The organism is Clostridium pasteurianum DSM 525 = ATCC 6013 (genome assembly GCF_000807255.1).
Lineage (GTDB): Bacteria > Bacillota > Clostridia > Clostridiales > Clostridiaceae > Clostridium_I > Clostridium_I pasteurianum.
In genome coordinates this window covers 3,265,391-3,283,237 of sequence record NZ_CP009268.1, presented here as the reverse complement: position 1 = coordinate 3,283,237, position 17,847 = coordinate 3,265,391, and the positions used below count along the sequence as shown (strand labels likewise).

Sequence of the window (17,847 nt, the reverse complement as noted above, 5' to 3'; positions counted from 1 at the left end):
AGCTTTTGAGCTTCGACCGACTTTATGATGTTGTCATATAGGAAATTGCTGTTTAGTTATGCTGTAATTATGCTTTCGTGATGGATTTATTTTCTATATGACATATTTAGAAAATAAATTTATTAGGAAGGTGTTTTTTATTATGGAAAGAAACTCAAAGCTATTAAAAAGAATTATGATGGCAATGATGGTGGCCATGGGGGTTGTAATTTCACCAATCCTTCGAATTGAAGGAATGTGTCCTATGTCCAGCGTTATTAACATTGTATGTGCTGTTATTCTTGGACCTTGGTATGCATTGCTTTGTGCTGTAATGATTGGAATATTAAGAATGGCTGTTATGGCAATTCCTCCTTTAGCTTTAACTGGTGCAGTTTTTGGTGCTTTCTTGTCTGGAGTTTTATACAGAGCATCCAAAGGAAATTTGATTTTTGCTGTTTTAGGTGAGGTTATAGGAACTGGTATTATAGGAGCTTTAATGTCATATCCTGTTATGACATTTATTTGGGGGAGAGCAGGGCTTACATGGCTGTTCTATGTTCCGTTGTTTTTTATGGCTACAATTATTGGAGGAATAATTGCATTTGCTTTTTTACAAGCATTAAGCCTGTCAGGTATGCTTGCAAAAATTCAGAGAAGTTTGGGGGAAGAAGCATATGATAAACAGCCTATTGGAAATAAAGAAGAATATTAAATTTAAAAAACCGCTTATTCATTATATTACAAATCCAATTTCAATAAATGATTGTGCAAATATTATACTTGCCCTTGGTGCAAAACCTATTATGGCTGAACATCCTTTAGAGGTTTCAGAGATTTAAAGCCTTTGCAGCTAACCTTGGAAATATAACGGATATTAGAATGGAATCTATGCTTATTTCAGGTGAAACAGCTTTTAAAAGAAAAATTCCCCAAGTGATTGACCTTGTAGGTGTAGGCTGCAGCAGTCTTCGTTTAGATTATGCAAAGAAATTTATTTCACAGTGCCATCCCAATGTCATTAAGGGTAATATGTCTGAGATAAAAGTAATCTGGGGTACTAATAGTAGTGCAAAGGGAATTGATGTTGGCAAGTTCGGGCAAGCCCTCACTATAGGGACTGACATTATAGGATAAACTGGAAGTTTCTGCTTGCTAATGCTTTAAATTCAGCTAGCAAGGATCTGATTTTCAGTCATATCTCGTTATTTTTAACATAAGGCTTGTGTTTTGGTAAAATAAAGAAAAGTATGTTTATATAAATCATTTTTTAGATTATACTATATAATAAAGGTGTTAATTTTATTGGAGGTGATGTTATGGAAAGATAGTAATCTTCAAATTAAATGTGCATGAGAGGCTATAAAACTTATAAATTTTTATATTAAAAATAGTATATCCTTTAATCAAGAAACTACGCTTTCGGGTAAAAGTATTATTAAAAACATAAAACAATATCAATTTATTCCCTATGACAGGCAGGAAGAATTTTTTGAAGACCTTTTTAATCAGCATATTAGTAAAGGTACTTTAGCTTCAATAAATCAATCCTGTTATGATTCTTTAGAAACTGTTGAGAATAATATAAAAGAGGCTCTAAATAATGATGAAAGTAGGAAATAGCAGAGGCAGAAGAATTAGTTAAGAAATTAGCCTAGACCTCCAAGGACATAGAATGGTAAATATTACTGAAACATTTCAATTTGTTTGTATAAGTATGAGTATAATGTATAATCGTTTTATAAAAGGAGAATTTCAAAATGGAGAGAACACGCATTTATACAATGTCTTTTTCAAATATCTATGGACTTTATATACAAAAAGTAGAGAAAAAAGGAAGAACAAAAAATGAAGTAAATGAAATCATTTTTTGGCTTACCGGTTATGATAGAGATTCATTACAACAACAAATAAATAATGAAGTGAATTTAGAAACATTCTTTAAGCAAGCACCTCATATTAATCCGAATGTTTCACTCATCAAAGGCGTTATTTGTGGATATCGGGTGGAAGAAATAGAAGATGAATTAATGCGACAAATTAGGTATTTAGATAAATTAATTGATGAGTTAGCTAAAGGTAAAACAATGGAGAAAATATTAAGAAAATAAAATAATAAGGTATTCCTATTACCTTACTTTCATCTTTGGCTTTTATAATCAAGCCTTTATTAGATATTTCTTCAATAGAAAAAATACTATTGTATTCAATTTCTATAATTGGAAAATTCAATTGTTTTTTTGCTATATAATTATCTGAAATTATTAATTCATATGTGAGCAAAGATTCTTTTTGTTTTCTTAATCCTTTTTGTATTGATATTGTTAATACTATAGATATAAAAATAATTACACTAAAAAAAGTTAATATACTTACTGCACCGCTTCTCGAACTTATATATATCCCAATAACTAAAGCTAGTATACATAAGGATATTGTTCGTAGAAATATTCTAGACATGGATTTATTAAGCTGTTCTGAAGATAATCTATAAATTTTCATTCATATTCCCCCAAATAGTTTTAGATGATTTTGCAATCTAAGTTTTATAATAATTATACTCTTAATTAACTAATTTTTCTAAATTTTATTTATAGAATAAAAAAAGTACCATATAAGATATCAGTAATTTTTACGTTCTATTATTTGGAACAATCTTTTTCCAAGACATTGTACGCGGGAGCCCAGTATTTACCTGTAGATTTCCTGCAGACATCCCTGCAATTGTTAACAAGCAGCCACTGTGAAGTCCTAGGGGACTGACACCACAGTATCATAATCAGTTAGTAAAGAGAATTACTAAGTTTTTGTTAGAGTTAGGTTCAGGTTTTGCATTTATAGGGAATCAATATCATTTAAATGTTGCAGGAGAGGATTATTATCTAGATTTATTATTTTATCATGTAAAATTAAGATGCTATGTGGTTGTAGAATTAAAAGGAAGCTTGCCTACAATTGAAGAGTTAGAGGAAGAATTGGAAGAGTGAAAATTTGTTATTAATAATCACTTTAAAAAAAATTTTTTTGATATAAAATTAAGTTGAAATTTAACAGGAGATAGTACATATAAGTATGAGTAATAAGAAAAAAACTAAAAAGCATAAAAATAATACCGATGAAATATGGTCAGAGGAACAATACGAAGAATATTTAAAAGAGCTATATGGAATGGAGTTTATAGCTGGCTTTACTGAAAACGCATTACCTTATGGTTTGTTTAAAGAAGATAGAGAAAAATATACAGTGGAAGAGTCGGATAATTATGATGTCTCTGATGATGAGCTACCATTCTAAATTAAGGAGAATGTAAAAATGAAAAAAGTTAAAATAGAAGATGTATTACAAGCAATAGAATTAGCTAATGATGAGGGAAACTATTATTATAATAAGGTTACAGGTAAAATTATTTATATAGATGATGAGGCAAGAAGAATGGCTGAGGATTATGATGAAGATGATTTAGAGGAGCTACTAGAATGGCAGCGAGATGATGTTGAAGCTGCCATTGACGTGGAAGAAAATTGGGATAATTATATTTCTTTGCCATCCAAGTTTGATATTAATGAGTATAATATTATGGTTCAATTTTGTTATTCCTTAGATAATGATAAAACATCCAATAAGCTATTAAATGCATTAAGTGGAAAGGGAGCTTTTAGGAGATTTAAGGATGCAGCCATAAGATTTAATGTAGAAAAGAAATGGTACAAATTTAAGGATGATAAATTCAAGAAAATTGCATTAGATTGGTGTAGTGATAATGGATTAGAAATTAATAGATAAATGGGGCTAACCTACTCATTTATATTAAGAGGAATGAAATCATATTTCAAGTTTTATAACTATATATTTATTAGTAAGCTCACTACGTTCGCAAAAATCCCTGAGGGTCATGAATATTATTTAAGAGCATTAAATTTATTTTGCTAATTTGACGAGAATGAAAAAGTTTTATTTATCCTTAAGTACGGTTTTGTAAGGGGCTTGGAGAAGCAATTCTCTAATTCTACTAAACCTATAGCAGGAACCGACAGTTTCTGCTTAATAAAGTAATTTTTAAGTAGCGTTTTGCTTTACTCCTATTTTACAGAAAACAATTTTATACAATGATGTATGCTAATATATAGATTATCACAGAAAATTCTGATAAAATAAAAACAAGTAAAAATATATATAAATTGAATGATTATATTGAATATAATATTACTTTTTTAAAGAAGCATATTGATGAATTTATAGATGATAAGGATAAATCATGGTATGATTTAAATAATTATTTTATTGGAATTCTAAAAAAATATAACAGGAACTGATAGTTTATCGTTAACGCATTAATTAATGAAGTATTGCATGAAACATTATTTTTGATTGTTTCTGAATCCATAAAGGAATTTCATTTATAAAAAGGCAAAGTGAAAAATAACTATTCAACAAAAAGTAAATCAGAGTATAGTTATTTATTACCAAAATAATCTTTAGCAACATAATTAAAAGAAACCCAATTACAGTTTCCTAAAGCAAACATATTACAATATGTGATGAAACTGATGGTTCTTCAGAAATTTCATTTTTATCTTTTGTGAGAATTACATATTTACCACTAGTTAGTCACTTTTTAGTTGTGGCACGAATACAATGAATTGTAAAAAAAAGGTAGTGGTATTTGTGAAAAATCAGTATCCTGAAAATGATATTTTTGATTATATAGTTATTGGAGCTGGAACAGCTGGAGGAATAATCGCCAAAAAATTAACCGATGATAAAAGGATTTCTGTTCTTGTTCTTGAAGCAGGAACAAATATGACAAACAGTAGTCCTTCTATTGAAATAGCAGACATTTTAGCTAATGATAATAAACTTTCTTTTAATGCTCTGTCTAATATAGAACAAGAGGTTGGTCGTCAGCTTAAATTATCTGGTGGAAGAGTAATTGGAGGCAGCTCACAGCATAATTATATGACTTCAGTAAGAGGAAGTCGTAACCTTTATGATGAGTGGGCAAGGCTTGTTGGAAGGCAATGGAGTTATGAGAATGTACGTTCCTTATTTATACAGAATGAAACCTACACGGGAAATACACAAAATTCCAGAGAACGTGGAACAAAAGGTCCCATCTATGTTAGACAGCAAAAGATTCCTAATAATGGACTTATCGCCACTTTGACTGAAGCAACGTCAGAAGTTTTGAGTATCCCAATTGTTGAAGATTATAATACAGGCATAAGGAATTGTACGAGTTTCAAAGCACAATATATCCAGCAAGAAGTTGATGGGAAGTATGTTCGTTCATCTACTGCAAGCGGCTATTTAAATGAAAATATTGTAACACAAGGAGATCAATTCCAACCGGATGAGTTTGGAATTGGACTGAGAAAGTTGACTATTTTTGCAAAAACAACAGTAAATAAGATTTTATTTAAACAAAAAAATGGGAATAATATTGCTGTTGGCGTGGAGTTTGTCAGAGATGGTGAGTCCCAAAGGGCTTTTGCACAAAAAGGAGTTATTGTTTCTGCAGGTCTTTTCTCATCGGTGATTTTACAGCGTTCAGGAATAGGAAGATCCTCGGATCTTGCCGAAGCAGGGATATCAACATTGGTTGAGAGCCCTAATGTTGGTTACAATTTTAAAACTCATTATTATGTTGGAATGGGGGTAGAAGTAGAAACAAATCGACTACTGCAGGTATTGTCTGCAGACCCTGACATACCATTAACTCTAGGTGCTTTTAAAAAGGATGAAGGACCTGGCCGTCGGCTTCAATTAGTAGGTCTTCCAGTTCCATTTTTTGTTCCAATTCAAGATGTATTCATTAATGGTTGGCAATTTGATCCTGCAAAACAGAGCAATATAATGAGTATTGCAATTTTGGACCTGAACTCAAAAAGTAAAGGAACAATTATAGCTGCACACAGTGATCCTGAAGCTTATCCTTCCATTAGGTTCAATGCTTTAGATAATACTGATGACTTAAATTTTATAGTGGACCAATATATTGAGACTTATAATATTATGATGAAAGCCCGAGAACTAGACCCTGATGGCATTTATAACGTTGTCTATCCTCCTGAAAATATATTCCAATTAGCAGATGAAGAAGAAAAGCGACAACAGCTTGCTGCTTATGCTAGAGCCTCCTACAATAATTTTTCTCATTTTGGCGGGCATTGTAAAATGGGAAGAAATATTAGTGAAGGAGTTGTTGACGGATTTCTGAATGTATTTGGAACTAAAAAGCTTAAAGTAGCTGATCTTTCTGTGGCGCCTATTTTACCAGATGGTAATACTTCCACAGCATCTCAGATGATAGGATTAAACGCAGTACGATTTATCCGAGAAAATATTCCAATTTGTGGTCCACTGGATGATAAGTAATTTTACGATTAACAAGCTCACTATGTTCGCAAAAACCCATGGCATTTCCTAGCATCTTCGCAAAGGTAACAGTGACTTGGTAAAAAAATAGTAAAAGATTTTCGAAAGATTGTACATCTGAGGTTATAACAGAAACTGGAGGTTTCTGTTTGCTATTAATCCAAGGCTAATTGCCTTGGATATTTCTTAATTCGTGGCAGTAATGAGTGCATAGTAGGAATTGAAGGAGAGCGAATACTTAGGAATAAAGATTTTTATTCGGTTTTTATGACTCCTGAAGAATATATAGTACAAAATGGAAATAAAAAGATAGGACAGTTAGATAGAAATTTTCAGATTAATTTGAAAAAATATAGATTTAGAATAATAGATAATAGATAGTTTTATTTCCATTCCGATGAGTGGTAAAGAAAGTAGCAAGGATCTGACTTTCAGTCATCTCCTCGTTATTTTTAACATAAGATGGGATTTTATGCAAAAGTAATTTAGAGTTAGATGAGTTAATTACGATAAATTATGCTTACTATTATATTAGTAATTTCTGAAGTATTGTTAGAAAGCATAAATTCATGAGTATAGCTTGAATTTACACAGTTAATTAAAATCAAATCATTTTTAACAGTTTCAAAAACTTTATCATTAATAGTAGAATTAAATCCACCATTTACAGTGTAAAAACAAATTGCTGCTAAATCTTTATTTAATGGAGTTTTATATTGGAATTTAAGATGTCTGCTAGGACTAATATTAAGATGAAGTAATTCACCATTATAATTTTCTCTTGTCATTAAATTAAAAACAGAAGCTTTACCATAAGTTTTAGTTTTCCAATCGCCCATAAAGTTGTCTTGCTCAAAGGAGTTAAGTGGTTTCTTGTACTTATTTTCATGGTCGAGAGTTATTTTTCCTTCTATAACCATAAATTTACGTGAAATTTTTGGTAGACTACTAAAAGTAGATTCTGGTATATCAATTTTAGCAACTCCCAACCTCCATAAAAAGTTTTTACTGGCATAATCAGAATTTATGGGATATGTTGTCAGTTCCGTAGCCATGCCTCCAGACCAAAATGTTGGCTTATAATTTTCTTGCCTTAGTAATTCTACATTATATTTCATATATTAATTGCACCTCTTTTTATATATCTTTTATGTTTATTATATTGAAAGATATATATATAATCAATTAAGTTAAAGTGAGTTCAAAATATTAATTGATTTATGGTTAAAGTTACTAGATATACTACTAACATCAGTAAAGTTGTTTTCTACTTTTTAAAAGTGATAAAAGTATAATTGCAGCTATGCCTCCAACTAAGGCAGTTATTAGTTGTAAAAATCCCATGGCAGTAGAAAGCTTAGTAATTATTTTAGGATTTGTTATGATCTTTAAAGCTAGTATAATTTTTGTAGCACATAAATATAAGAACAAAAATTTAGCTACCGCGCCTATTATTACCCCTAAAACTTGTCCGAATTTGTTTATCTTGCTAAAATTATAATACAATATAATAAATATGGAGTTTCCTATTATTATAAATGGAATAAAAGGACCGAAAGGAGCTGGCAGTTGTCCTAATATAAATGCCAGAATTGGAGTAAGTATACCTATTCCGAGTCCAATCCATAAACCGCATATTGAGGCTGCCAGTAATAAAACTGCATTTACAGCAGGGCCTACGAAAACTTGACTTACTTCAGGATAAGTTCTGCCAATAAGTTGAAATACTATTGCTATTGCTAAAAATAAACCACCTCTTACAAGGTTTCTAGAATTATTATTCATGCTATCATCTCCAAAAAATTTAAGTTATAATTTAAAATGGCTTGTTACTACTAAGTATACAATAATATAATTATAAAACAAAAGATTTATTAAGGCCTTATTTTACACCTATTTCGAGATTTTTTAGGTAAGGCAGTTCCTGTTTCAAGTTAGCACGTACACTTTTTTGCCAAAAATATTCTCCAATAAACAGCACCTTATGGATCCATTTCTCATGAAGCAGTGCATGGAACAATCTTTTTGCAGAATATATTCTATCAATGGCATGAATAATTTCTTCCTGTAAATCATAGGGGGTAATGTTTTGCGGATAATGCACCACGTTCCCATTGTATTTGGCCCAGTTTTTATGAAGTAGTCGATTCTTATTGGCTTCGTATACTGGTGTTCCGGGAACAAAATACATTGATTGAATTAGTATGCCATGGATATTATGTTCCAGTACAAAATTGGCAAGTCTATCACCTACACCTTTTGTATGGTTGTCAGCACCTACAATAAAAAGGCCTCGAACATTCAACCCATGTTTCTGAATGTTTTGAACAGAACGTACTATTTCCGTATAACTGCTCTTTTTGTGATATTCTTCAAAGGATTTATCTTCCAAAAACTCAATTCCCATGGCAACCTCAATGAATCCAGCTTTTTTTAATAAGTCCAACATTTCATCATCAAAACCAACTTCATATCTTGCCTGTATTGTAAAATAATATTTAATGTCAGATTCTATAATGGCATTAAGCACCGATACAGCCCAATCCCTATCTGCAAAAAAGTTATCATCGGACAGCCAAAGAACTCGGCTCATACGTGGAATAATACTATGTTCATGAAATGCGATTGATTGTTTAATATCCTCTATTACATTATTTGGTGTTCTGGTTCGCACATTTCTTCCAAAATGACGTACTACTGCACAGTAATCGCAGTTATGGGGACACCCTCTGGAAGCATGGACCTGAGGCCATAAAGTATTGTGCCATGCCATTTTATTGTAGCGATAAAGCAAATACCGATAAAAACTATATCTGCATCCAGTACATCATCCCATTTAACAGTGGAGATTGATTCACTGTACATAAAGGTATCATCTACAACCTCTTTTACAATTGTTGCTAGAGTTAACAAACCTATGGAGGGGTTCCTGATGTATTTATCATAAGTATATAAATTTTTTATAGATTTACGATAGGGTAGATTTCCTGGCTCTATAAAGCGTATTTTATTTACTATCAAAACTTTTTCGCTCCCTTTCTATAATTGTAGTAAAATAACATTATAAATTTATAAAACAATTTAATCTTGAGTATATTACAATCACTTAGAAGAAATTTGAAGTAAGGTTATTGTCTAAAGTATATTTCTTCAGTTGATTTTTTTAAAGTTACTGGCGATATTGTAATAGTACCGTTTAGATTAATCCATTGTCACCTATTATGCAATTAGAGTTTAATACCACTGTAAAAGAGGGCTTAGAGCTATCTCCAGTAACTATAAAGGAAATAAAAATGGCAAGTATGCCAAATAAACAAGCTAAAATTATCTTTAATGCTTTCATCATATCCATCCCTTTTAACAAAAGTAGTTTTTAATAGTTATATTTTAATTATAGCATTTATTTCTTATATTTATTATTACTTCCATTTTAACAAGAATGAAAAAGTTTTATTTATTTTTAAGTGATGTATAATAATAGATGAACTTGGATAATTAATTGTATACATAATATTTTTAGAATGTTTATAAAGGAGTTATTGAATGAAATACTATTTAGCACCAATGGAAGGGATTACAGGATACATATATAGAAATACTTATGAAAAAAATTTTAATAATATTGATAAATACTTTACACCTTTTATTGTTTCAAATAAAAGTACAAGTCTTAAAACTAAAGAATTAAGAGATGTTTTACCTGAAAATAATAAAGGGATGAATATAGTTCCTCAAATACTTACTAATGATTCAGAAGGTTTTATTAATACTTCTAGAAAATTACAACAATTAGGCTATAATGAGGTTAATTTAAATTTAGGATGTCCTTCTGGAACTGTTGTTTCAAAAAATAGAGGCTCAGGGTTCCTAGCCAAAAGAGAAGAACTTGATATATTTTTAGATAAAATATTTAAAATAGATGATATGAAAATTTCTATAAAAACTAGAATAGGAAAAGATAGTCCAGAAGAATTTTATGATCTAATAAAAATTTATAATAAATATCCTTTAGAAGAATTAATTATACATCCAAGAATACAAAAAGATTTTTATGGAAATAATCCTAATTTACAGATATTTAAAGATGCATTATCCTTAAGCATTAATCCAGTATGTTATAATGGGGATATTTTCACTGTTGAGGATCATAATAAATTGATAAAAGCTTTTCCAGAAGTAAATACAGTAATGCTGGGAAGAGGGATAATAGCCAATCCAGGGTTAATTAATGAAATTAAAAATAATACTTTTGTAGATAAAATAGTATTAAAAGATTTTCATGATGAAATTTTAAATAAATATATAGAATTATTTAATGAAGATAGAAATGCAATATTAAGAATGAAAGAACTATGGGGATATACGATTTGCTTATTTGCGGATAATAAAAAATATGCTAAAAAAATAAAGAAGTCACAAAATTTGAGGGATTATAATGAAGCTGTCTTAAGTTTATTTAGGGAGCAGGAAATTATAAAAACTAATTATTTAGGCAAAAATAAAACTGTAATATTCAATGGTAAATAGTTGTATTTATAAAAAGGAAACGTTAGTATGAGGGTATAAAATCTTTTATTTTATTACTAGATAAGGCAAGGGAGTGAGTTTGTGTCATTAATAACATTTGAGGACATAAAAAACAATAAGGAATTTAAAACTTATATAGAAGCAGGTGATAAACATCTAGGTATAAAAGGATTCACTAAGCATGATTTTGGTCATGTAACAAAGGTGGCAGAAACAGCAGGTGATATATTAAAAAACTTAGGTTATAGTAAAAGAGAAATAGAACTTGCTAAAATTGCATCATATATTCATGACATTGGTAATATGGTAAGTAGACAAGAACATGCACAAACTGGAGCGTGTATTTCCTTTAATATTTTATCTAGACTTGGTGTGGAACCAGAAGAAATAGCTATTATAGTATCTTCTATTGGAAATCATGATGAAGAAGAAGGATGTCCTGTAAATCCAGTTTCAGCAGCATTAATATTAGGTGATAAAACTGATGTGAGAAGATCAAGAGTAAGAAATACGGATTTTGCAACCTTTGACATACATGATAGAGTAAATTATGCTGTAGAAGAAGGAACTGTAAAGATAGATGGGGGAAATAGAGACATTGATTTAGTGTTAACAATAGATACTTCTATATGTCCTTTAATAGATTATTTTGAGATATTCCTTAGCCGTATGCTGCTTTGTAGAAAAGCAGCGGATTTTTTAAATAGTAAATTTAATCTAATAATTAATGGAACAAAAATGTTATAAATAATAAAGACAAGACTTCATAATTTTTATAAATAAAAACCATAAAGTCTTGTCTTTGTTCATTGGTTTGCTATCCATATTTGTTATTCTCCAAGTAGTATTATTGTGATGTAAATAAGAGTTATGCAATCTTTTGTATTTTTTCACCATCTTTTTCTGCATCCATATCTTTAATAATACCATTCAAAACTGAATAACAAGATGAAGAGTATGATTCAGTGAAGGCACTGTATATCAGAGTTCTCTTTAAAGTTTCTAGATTAAATATCTGCTTAAATAACTTTTTCATAAATTATTTCCTCCTAATTAATTTTTATATTATTATAATATTCTATTTTTAATAAAAATTCAAAGGAGAAAATCACCGAAATCGTTACAATATATGAATAAATAATTAATATATTGTAGCTAATTTGTAAATATAGTGTATAAACAGTTGAAACCGTTTAAGAAAACGTATATAATTACTTTCTTAAATTTTTGGATAATAGCTGTTAAACATAATAACAGCTCCTCCACTTTAAATTGATAATATTATATCATCATGGGAAAAGTTAAGAAAAATTTGTAATAAGGTCTTAAAATAATATAATTATATATGTGAAAATATTTATTTAGTTTAATTATATTATTTTAAGGCTTATTTAAGGTTGTAAGTATATAATATTTACAGTAAGGGATAAGAGTGATGATTCAGATGAGGAGGAATATCTTATGCAACAGTTTAAATATGACATTAAATGTGAAACACCTTCACCAGAACAGGAATTCTATAAGGAAGCTTATGTGCTGTTAGAAGGAGCAATTATTGAAGTGATTTCAAGACTAAATATTATTCGAAAATATAAAGCAATTAATCAATATGAAGATCCTATAGAACATTATAAAGCAAGAATTAAATCAGCTAAAAGTATAAAAGAAAAATTAAAAAGAAAAAATCTTCATGTTACTGTGGAGAGTGCTCTAGGCCAAATTCATGATGCAGCGGGAATTCGTGTTGTTTGTACATTTTTAGATGATATTTATTGGATTGCAAATATGCTGAGAAACCAGAAGGATATTAAAGTTGTTAAAGAAAAGGATTATATTAAAAGTCCCAAACCTAATGGATATCGCAGTTATCATATGATTTTACAAGTTCCGATACATTTAGAAAATCGAATTGAAAAAGTATACTGTGAACTTCAAATACGTACCATTGCAATGGATTGCTGGGCAAGTTTAGAACACCAGTTAAAATATAAGAAAAATATTCCTAATGATAAGATGATTATTGGTGAATTAAAACGATGTTCAGATGAAATTGCTTCAACAGATTTGAACTTTCAGACCATTCACGATATGATAACACAAATAGAATATAGAGGTGAAGAAAATACAGATGAGAATTTTACTTGCAGAAGATGAAAAAGAATTGTCAAATGCCTTGGTTGTCATTTTAAAACATAATAACTATTCAGTGGATGCTGTGTACGATGGGGAAGATGCACTTAATTATGCATTTTGTGAGAATTATGATTTACTTATTTTAGATATTATGATGCCTAAGATGAGCGGACTTGAGGTGTTAGAAAAATTAAGAGAAAAAGGAGTTTGTGTACCGGTTTTAATGCTTACTGCAAAAGCTGAAATTGAAGATCGAATTGTTGGATTAGATAAGGGGGCAGATGATTACTTAAGTAAGCCTTTTGCTATGGGGGAACTGCTGGCCAGAATTCGTGCTGTTACAAGACGAAAGTCTGAGTTTACACCAAATTTAATTGAAATGGGCAATATCAACCTTAACAAAGAAAACTATGAACTATCAAATGAAAAATCATCACTAAGACTTGGTAATAAGGAATTTCAGATGCTTGAGATGTTAATGAATAATCCAAAACGTATGATTTCTGCGGAACAGTTTATGGAACGAATTTGGGGATATGATTCAGAAGCAGAAATGAATGTGGTATGGGTATACATATCTTATTTGCGTAAAAAGCTGGAATCTTTAGATGCTAATGTGAAAATTAAGGCAATAAGAGGTCTTGGATATACATTAGAGGCAAAATAACATTTAAATATCAATGGAACAAGGAGTGAAAAAGCAAATGATTAAAAAATTACAGAGAAGATTTATTATGATTACAATGGGATCACTGGCTTTAGTTATATTTATTCTCCTTGGTTCGATTAATATGGTTAATCTTTATCAGATGGATCACAAAGTAAATGGTGCTATTAATATTCTTTCACAAAATCAAGGTAAGTTTCCAAAGTATGAAAATAGAATAGAGTCACGCAGTGAGTACAGATTTGGCTTTGCAATGAATCCTGAAACCCAGTTTGAAACACGATATTTTATAATAAAGGTTAACAAAGATGGCAGTGTTATAGAAACTGATACAACCCATATTGCTGCTGTTAATTCGCATAATGCAATAGGATATGCCAATAAAGTATTGAGTAGTAGCAAAAAAAGTGGATATGAAGGTACCTATAAATATGCTGTATTAGATGAACCCTATGGTTACATGTTTATATTTGTAGATTGCAGAATTCAGATTCAGCAGGTTGTTTCATTCTTAGTGATTTCCTGTAGCGTTGCATTAGTTACATTTTTCATTGTATTTATACTTTTATATATTTTTTCCAAAAAAGCAATTAAACCAATTATTGAAAGTATAAAGAAGCAAAAGCAGTTTATTACAGATGCAGGGCATGAGATTAAGACGCCACTTGCAATTATCTTAGCTAATGCAGAGGTACTTGAGATGACTTCTGGTAAAAATGAATGGATTACAAGTATTCGAAATCAGACCAATCGTCTTGATAAGCTTGTAAAAAATCTTTTGATGCTTTCTAAAATGAATGAAGATAATGTAAAACTGCAATTTTCTGATTTTGATTTAAGTAATGCAGTTATTGAAACAGCATTTCCATTTGAAATCATTGCAGAAAAGAATAACAAAAAACTTATAATGGATATTCAGCATGAATTAAAACTTCATGGAGATGAAGGCAGTATACGTCAGCTTGTGTCTACTCTTGTTGATAATGCCATGAAATATTCTAATGAGGAGGGAACCATAAAAATTTGTTTATCTGCTGTAAAAAAAGGAGTAAAAATAGAAGTATACAATACTACAGATAAAATTGATAAAAGAAATTTAGACAAACTATTTGATAGATTTTATCGAGTGGATTCTTCAAGATCTAGAGAAACTGGAGGATATGGAATTGGACTTTCAATTGCCAAGTCAATTGTAGAAATGCATCATGGAAAGATTTTAGTAAAAAGTGAGGATGAAAAATCCATTTGTTTTACTGTTCTAATATAAAAGATATAATTTTTTAATACTAAAACAGATGCTTTTATTATATTTATTTATAATAGTTAAGGAGTATTTCTAATCATTTTATTGAAGCAAGTTCTTAATTCAGGTGAAAATTTATTTTGAAACTATTTTAAATAAAAACTTAATTATAGTAGGTTGATCTAGCTTACTTTTGTTTTATTAAAATTTAATTTAAAAAATTAAAATATATGATAAAATTATACTAATTAAATCTAATAAATGACTTCTATTTTAAGCTATAGAAGCTCATTCAGAGAAAAGTAGAAGAATTGAACTTTCAGTAATAAATGTGTATTGATAACGTACTTTTAGATATAGGATCAGGAAAAACTGTATTTAAAGAGGTGAGGGATTTGAAACAAGTAGAAATAATGATTGTAGAAGACGATAATGATATCAATAAAATCTTGGAATTAATTGTCAAAGAACAAGGATACAAAGCCACTTGCTGTTTTTCTGGTACAGAAGCTCAACTAAGACTTCAACAGCAATCTTTTAATCTAATTTTATTAGATATCATGTTACCGGGATTAACCGGAGAAGAATTGCTGCAGGAGATTAGAAAACAATCATTTATTCCGGTTATTGTTATTTCTGCAAAAAGTATGATTGAAGATAAAGTTAATTTGCTAAGTTTAGGTGCAGATGATTATATGGTTAAACCTTTTGCTCATGAAGAAGTTGCTGCACGAATTGAAGTTCAACTACGTAAAAATTATTTACAACAAAGAGAGGAATATTTAACTTGGAAAAAATTAACTTTAGATGAAAGTCAGCATAGGGTAGTGGTTCAAAAATCGGAATTAAATCTCACCAATGTTGAATTTGATATTTTGAGGATTATGTTGAAACGCCCCAAACAAGTATTTTCCAAAGCTAAACTATATGAACTGCTATGGAATGATGTTTACCAAGGAAATGACAATAGTATAAGTGTCCATGTCTCCAATATTCGTAAAAAAATTGCTGCTATTACCGATGAAGAATATATCAAAACTATTTGGGGAATCGGCTTTTCATTAGTTTAGATATCATCTTTATGATTTCTTTATGATTTACTTATAGGTCCTTAAAAAATAGCTTGTAAACTAATAAGTGTAAAGGAGGACTGAATATGAAAACGCCAGTTTTAAAAATAACTAATTTAGAGAAAAGGTATAAGCATCAAGTTGCCTTAGAAAGTACTAATCTTGAACTATATCAAGGAGAAATATGTGCCATTATTGGGAAAAACGGTGCCGGTAAATCAACCTTATTCAAGATGATTGCTGAAGAAACATTTCCTACAAAAGGTGAGATTACTTTGTTTGGTGAGCCCTATGGGAAACATAATGCTCGTGAACGAATGGGTGTCATGATTGAAACTAATGTATTTTTTGACAACTTTAATGCCGCACAGAATTTAGAGTACTATCGTTTGCAACGGGGAATTCCTGAAAAAGCAATAATCGGAAAGGTATTAAATAGGATAGGACTTGCAGAACATCAGCGAAAGAAATTTTCCGAATATTCATTGGGGATGAAACAAAGGTTATCACTAGCTTTGGCTTTATTATCCTCTCCAGATTTTTTGCTTTTGGATGAGCCAATCAATGGTTTGGATGTTGAAGGAATGGTTGAAATGCGCCAACTATTTCTTAAGTTGAATCAAGAACATCAAATTACAATTTTAATTTCAAGTCACATTTTATCTGAGCTGCAATCCATCGCCACACGTTTTGTTTTTCTAAATAAAGGTAAAGTTATTCAAGATTTATCTCGCAAAAAATTATTGGGAATGAGTCAACAGTTTATACTCCTTCGTGTAAATGATGCTAAGAAAGCTTGCTTTATACTAGAAAATAATTTTGTAGATATCAACTATAAAGTTTTAGCCAGTCAACAATTGGAGATTTACAATTATATTGCGGACCGGCAAAAAATTAATCGGCTTTTAAATGAAGGTAATGTAGATATTTTAGAAATGACAGTTAAAAGTAAGAACTTAGAAGAATATTTCTTAGGTTTGGTAGGAGGCAATAATAATGTTGAATCTCATTAGAAGTGAAGTATACCGTTTAATACATTCAAAGCTGTACTACGGATTAATTGCAGTGATTACTTTTCTTGTAATAGCTGCTGCGGGAGTATTACAGTATTTTAGATTTAAAGAACCAACTTTTCGGTATGGAACAAGGATGTTCTATTATAGTAATGTACTCGGTATGACTACTTTAATTATTATTCTCTGCTTATTGGTAATTTTAATATTGACAAGAAAAAGTCAGTCAAAAATGTGTGCAACGGTTTCCTTCGGCTATTCTCGCCAAGCTATATTCTGGTCAAAATTGGTGACTTTATTCTTGGGGATAGGTGTTATGGCTGCTATTGCTTTATTAGCTATTGCTTTAAGTGGTAATGTGATTTTTGATTTGATCAATAATTCAACTTTTAGTGAATTTTTAATTTCTTTTAGTAATGTATTACCCATTGTTGCTTCTGGTTTTATTTTAGCCTATGTTCTGAGTATTAATGGTGTTTCAGAAGTTTTAAACTTGCTTATTTTATTGTTTATTTATCACATTTTAGGTAGTTTAATTAATACTTTAGCTGGCAGAGTTAGTACCTTAAAAAGCATATCTAAATGGACACCGGGTATGCTATTTAATAATAATTTAGTTGATTATATGTCCAATAATGCTCATTTTGACATTAAGTGCTGGGTGCTCGGATTAATAATTATTTTTATCAGCTTGATTATTGGGCAAGCAACTTTCAAAAAAAAGGATTTAGGCATGTGAAAATAAATAATAAGTCAAAGATGCGACGAATATTTTGAATCCAACAAGGAAGCAGGTTCCGAGGATAGTGAGCTATCTGAGGGTTCTGCTGACGCAGTAGG

20 protein-coding genes and 3 pseudogenes are annotated in these 17,847 nt (G+C 30.1%); 16 read left to right on the top strand and 7 right to left on the bottom strand.

What is annotated here, in order from left to right:
• The first annotated feature begins 142 nt into the window (after nt 1-142).
• From thiW to CLPA_RS14835, 4 genes and pseudogenes are all read left to right on the top strand, one after another.
• Entirely contained in the window at nt 143-694 is a 552-nt protein-coding gene (gene thiW / locus CLPA_RS14845; protein ID WP_003445410.1) for an energy coupling factor transporter S component ThiW, read from the top strand.
• Nucleotides 657-1,074 (top strand): annotated as a pseudogene (locus CLPA_RS14840) (hydroxyethylthiazole kinase); the annotation flags it as partial. The gene thiW and the pseudogene CLPA_RS14840, both read left to right, overlap by 38 nt.
• 225 nt (nt 1,075-1,299) lie before the next feature.
• Nucleotides 1,300-1,431: pseudogene (locus CLPA_RS22165) on the top strand (ATPase); the annotation flags it as partial.
• Between the two features lie 308 nt (nt 1,432-1,739).
• Nucleotides 1,740-2,090, top strand: coding sequence for a DUF2200 domain-containing protein (locus CLPA_RS14835; RefSeq protein WP_003445407.1), 351 nt, complete (start codon nt 1,740-1,742; stop codon nt 2,088-2,090).
• On the opposite strand, the gene CLPA_RS14830 is transcribed toward CLPA_RS14835, so the two are convergent.
• Entirely contained in the window at nt 2,053-2,481 is a 429-nt protein-coding gene (locus CLPA_RS14830; RefSeq protein WP_003445405.1) for a hypothetical protein, read from the bottom strand. The two genes, CLPA_RS14835 and CLPA_RS14830, sit on opposite strands and share 38 nt — an antisense overlap.
• Nucleotides 2,482-2,762: 281 nt before the next feature.
• On the opposite strand from CLPA_RS14830, the pseudogene CLPA_RS14825 reads away from it, so the two are divergent.
• The 4 genes and pseudogenes from CLPA_RS14825 to CLPA_RS14810 all read left to right on the top strand — a co-directional run.
• Nucleotides 2,763-2,918: pseudogene (locus CLPA_RS14825) on the top strand (PDDEXK nuclease domain-containing protein); the annotation flags it as partial.
• Between the two features lie 133 nt (nt 2,919-3,051).
• Nucleotides 3,052-3,273: a hypothetical protein gene (locus CLPA_RS14820; RefSeq protein WP_003445401.1), complete on the top strand. Its 222-nt coding sequence runs from the start codon at nt 3,052-3,054 to the stop codon at nt 3,271-3,273.
• An 18-nt stretch (nt 3,274-3,291) separates the two neighbouring features.
• A complete protein-coding gene (locus CLPA_RS14815; protein ID WP_003445399.1) occupies nt 3,292-3,762 on the top strand; it encodes a UPF0158 family protein in 471 nt (156 codons plus the stop codon).
• Between the two features lie 852 nt (nt 3,763-4,614).
• Nucleotides 4,615-6,354, top strand: a complete 1,740-nt coding sequence (locus CLPA_RS14810; RefSeq protein WP_003445397.1) for a GMC family oxidoreductase — start codon at nt 4,615-4,617, stop codon at nt 6,352-6,354.
• Nucleotides 6,355-6,854: 500 nt separating this feature from the next.
• On the opposite strand, the gene CLPA_RS14805 is transcribed toward CLPA_RS14810, so the two are convergent.
• The 5 genes from CLPA_RS14805 to CLPA_RS21235 form a co-directional block, all read right to left on the bottom strand.
• Entirely contained in the window at nt 6,855-7,472 is a 618-nt protein-coding gene (locus tag CLPA_RS14805; protein ID WP_003445395.1) for a HutD family protein, read from the bottom strand.
• A 133-nt stretch (nt 7,473-7,605) separates the two neighbouring features.
• Nucleotides 7,606-8,139, bottom strand: a complete 534-nt coding sequence (locus CLPA_RS14800; RefSeq protein ID WP_003445393.1) for an ECF transporter S component — start codon at nt 8,137-8,139, stop codon at nt 7,606-7,608.
• Between the two features lie 97 nt (nt 8,140-8,236).
• Complete coding sequence (locus CLPA_RS14795; RefSeq protein ID WP_003445391.1) at nt 8,237-9,028, bottom strand: B12-binding domain-containing radical SAM protein; 792 nt, start codon at nt 9,026-9,028, stop codon at nt 8,237-8,239.
• 20 nt (nt 9,029-9,048) lie between these two features.
• Nucleotides 9,049-9,375 carry a hypothetical protein gene (locus CLPA_RS21760; RefSeq protein WP_003445390.1) on the bottom strand — a complete coding sequence of 109 codons (327 nt, stop codon included), beginning with the start codon at nt 9,373-9,375 and terminating at the stop codon, nt 9,049-9,051.
• A 175-nt stretch (nt 9,376-9,550) separates the two neighbouring features.
• Nucleotides 9,551-9,700, bottom strand: coding sequence for a hypothetical protein (locus CLPA_RS21235; protein WP_155760383.1), 150 nt, complete (start codon nt 9,698-9,700; stop codon nt 9,551-9,553).
• A 197-nt stretch (nt 9,701-9,897) separates the two neighbouring features.
• On the opposite strand from CLPA_RS21235, the gene CLPA_RS14790 reads away from it, so the two are divergent.
• Both CLPA_RS14790 and CLPA_RS14785 read left to right on the top strand, forming a co-directional pair.
• Nucleotides 9,898-10,881 (top strand): tRNA dihydrouridine synthase, encoded by a 984-nt coding sequence (locus CLPA_RS14790; protein ID WP_003445384.1) that lies wholly within the window; start codon nt 9,898-9,900, stop codon nt 10,879-10,881.
• Nucleotides 10,882-10,962: 81 nt separating this feature from the next.
• The gene (locus CLPA_RS14785; protein WP_003445378.1) at nt 10,963-11,628 is read left to right on the top strand and encodes an HD domain-containing protein; all 666 of its coding nucleotides are present in this window, start codon (nt 10,963-10,965) and stop codon (nt 11,626-11,628) included.
• 121 nt (nt 11,629-11,749) lie between these two features.
• Here CLPA_RS14785 and CLPA_RS21230 read toward each other — a convergent pair whose 3' ends face one another.
• Complete coding sequence (locus CLPA_RS21230; protein WP_155760382.1) at nt 11,750-11,917, bottom strand: hypothetical protein; 168 nt, start codon at nt 11,915-11,917, stop codon at nt 11,750-11,752.
• Between the two features lie 425 nt (nt 11,918-12,342).
• Here CLPA_RS21230 and CLPA_RS14780 point away from each other — a divergent pair, with 425 nt between their 5' ends.
• The 6 genes from CLPA_RS14780 to CLPA_RS14755 all read left to right on the top strand — a co-directional run bounded on the left by CLPA_RS14780 (nt 12,343) and on the right by CLPA_RS14755 (nt 17,746).
• Nucleotides 12,343-13,035 (top strand): GTP pyrophosphokinase, encoded by a 693-nt coding sequence (locus CLPA_RS14780; protein WP_003445376.1) that lies wholly within the window; start codon nt 12,343-12,345, stop codon nt 13,033-13,035.
• Complete coding sequence (locus tag CLPA_RS14775; protein ID WP_003445372.1) at nt 13,010-13,681, top strand: response regulator transcription factor; 672 nt, start codon at nt 13,010-13,012, stop codon at nt 13,679-13,681. Before CLPA_RS14780 ends, CLPA_RS14775 begins: the two co-directional genes overlap by 26 nt.
• 37 nt (nt 13,682-13,718) lie before the next feature.
• Nucleotides 13,719-14,948, top strand: a complete 1,230-nt coding sequence (locus CLPA_RS14770) for a sensor histidine kinase (protein WP_003445370.1) — start codon at nt 13,719-13,721, stop codon at nt 14,946-14,948.
• Between the two features lie 305 nt (nt 14,949-15,253).
• Nucleotides 15,254-15,994, top strand: coding sequence for a response regulator transcription factor (locus CLPA_RS14765; protein WP_003445368.1), 741 nt, complete (start codon nt 15,254-15,256; stop codon nt 15,992-15,994).
• 86 nt (nt 15,995-16,080) lie between these two features.
• Nucleotides 16,081-17,007 carry an ATP-binding cassette domain-containing protein gene (locus tag CLPA_RS14760; protein WP_003445366.1) on the top strand — a complete coding sequence of 309 codons (927 nt, stop codon included), beginning with the start codon at nt 16,081-16,083 and terminating at the stop codon, nt 17,005-17,007.
• Entirely contained in the window at nt 16,991-17,746 is a 756-nt protein-coding gene (locus CLPA_RS14755; protein ID WP_003445364.1) for a hypothetical protein, read from the top strand. Before CLPA_RS14760 ends, CLPA_RS14755 begins: the two co-directional genes overlap by 17 nt.
• The last annotated feature ends 101 nt before the right edge of the window (nt 17,747-17,847 follow it).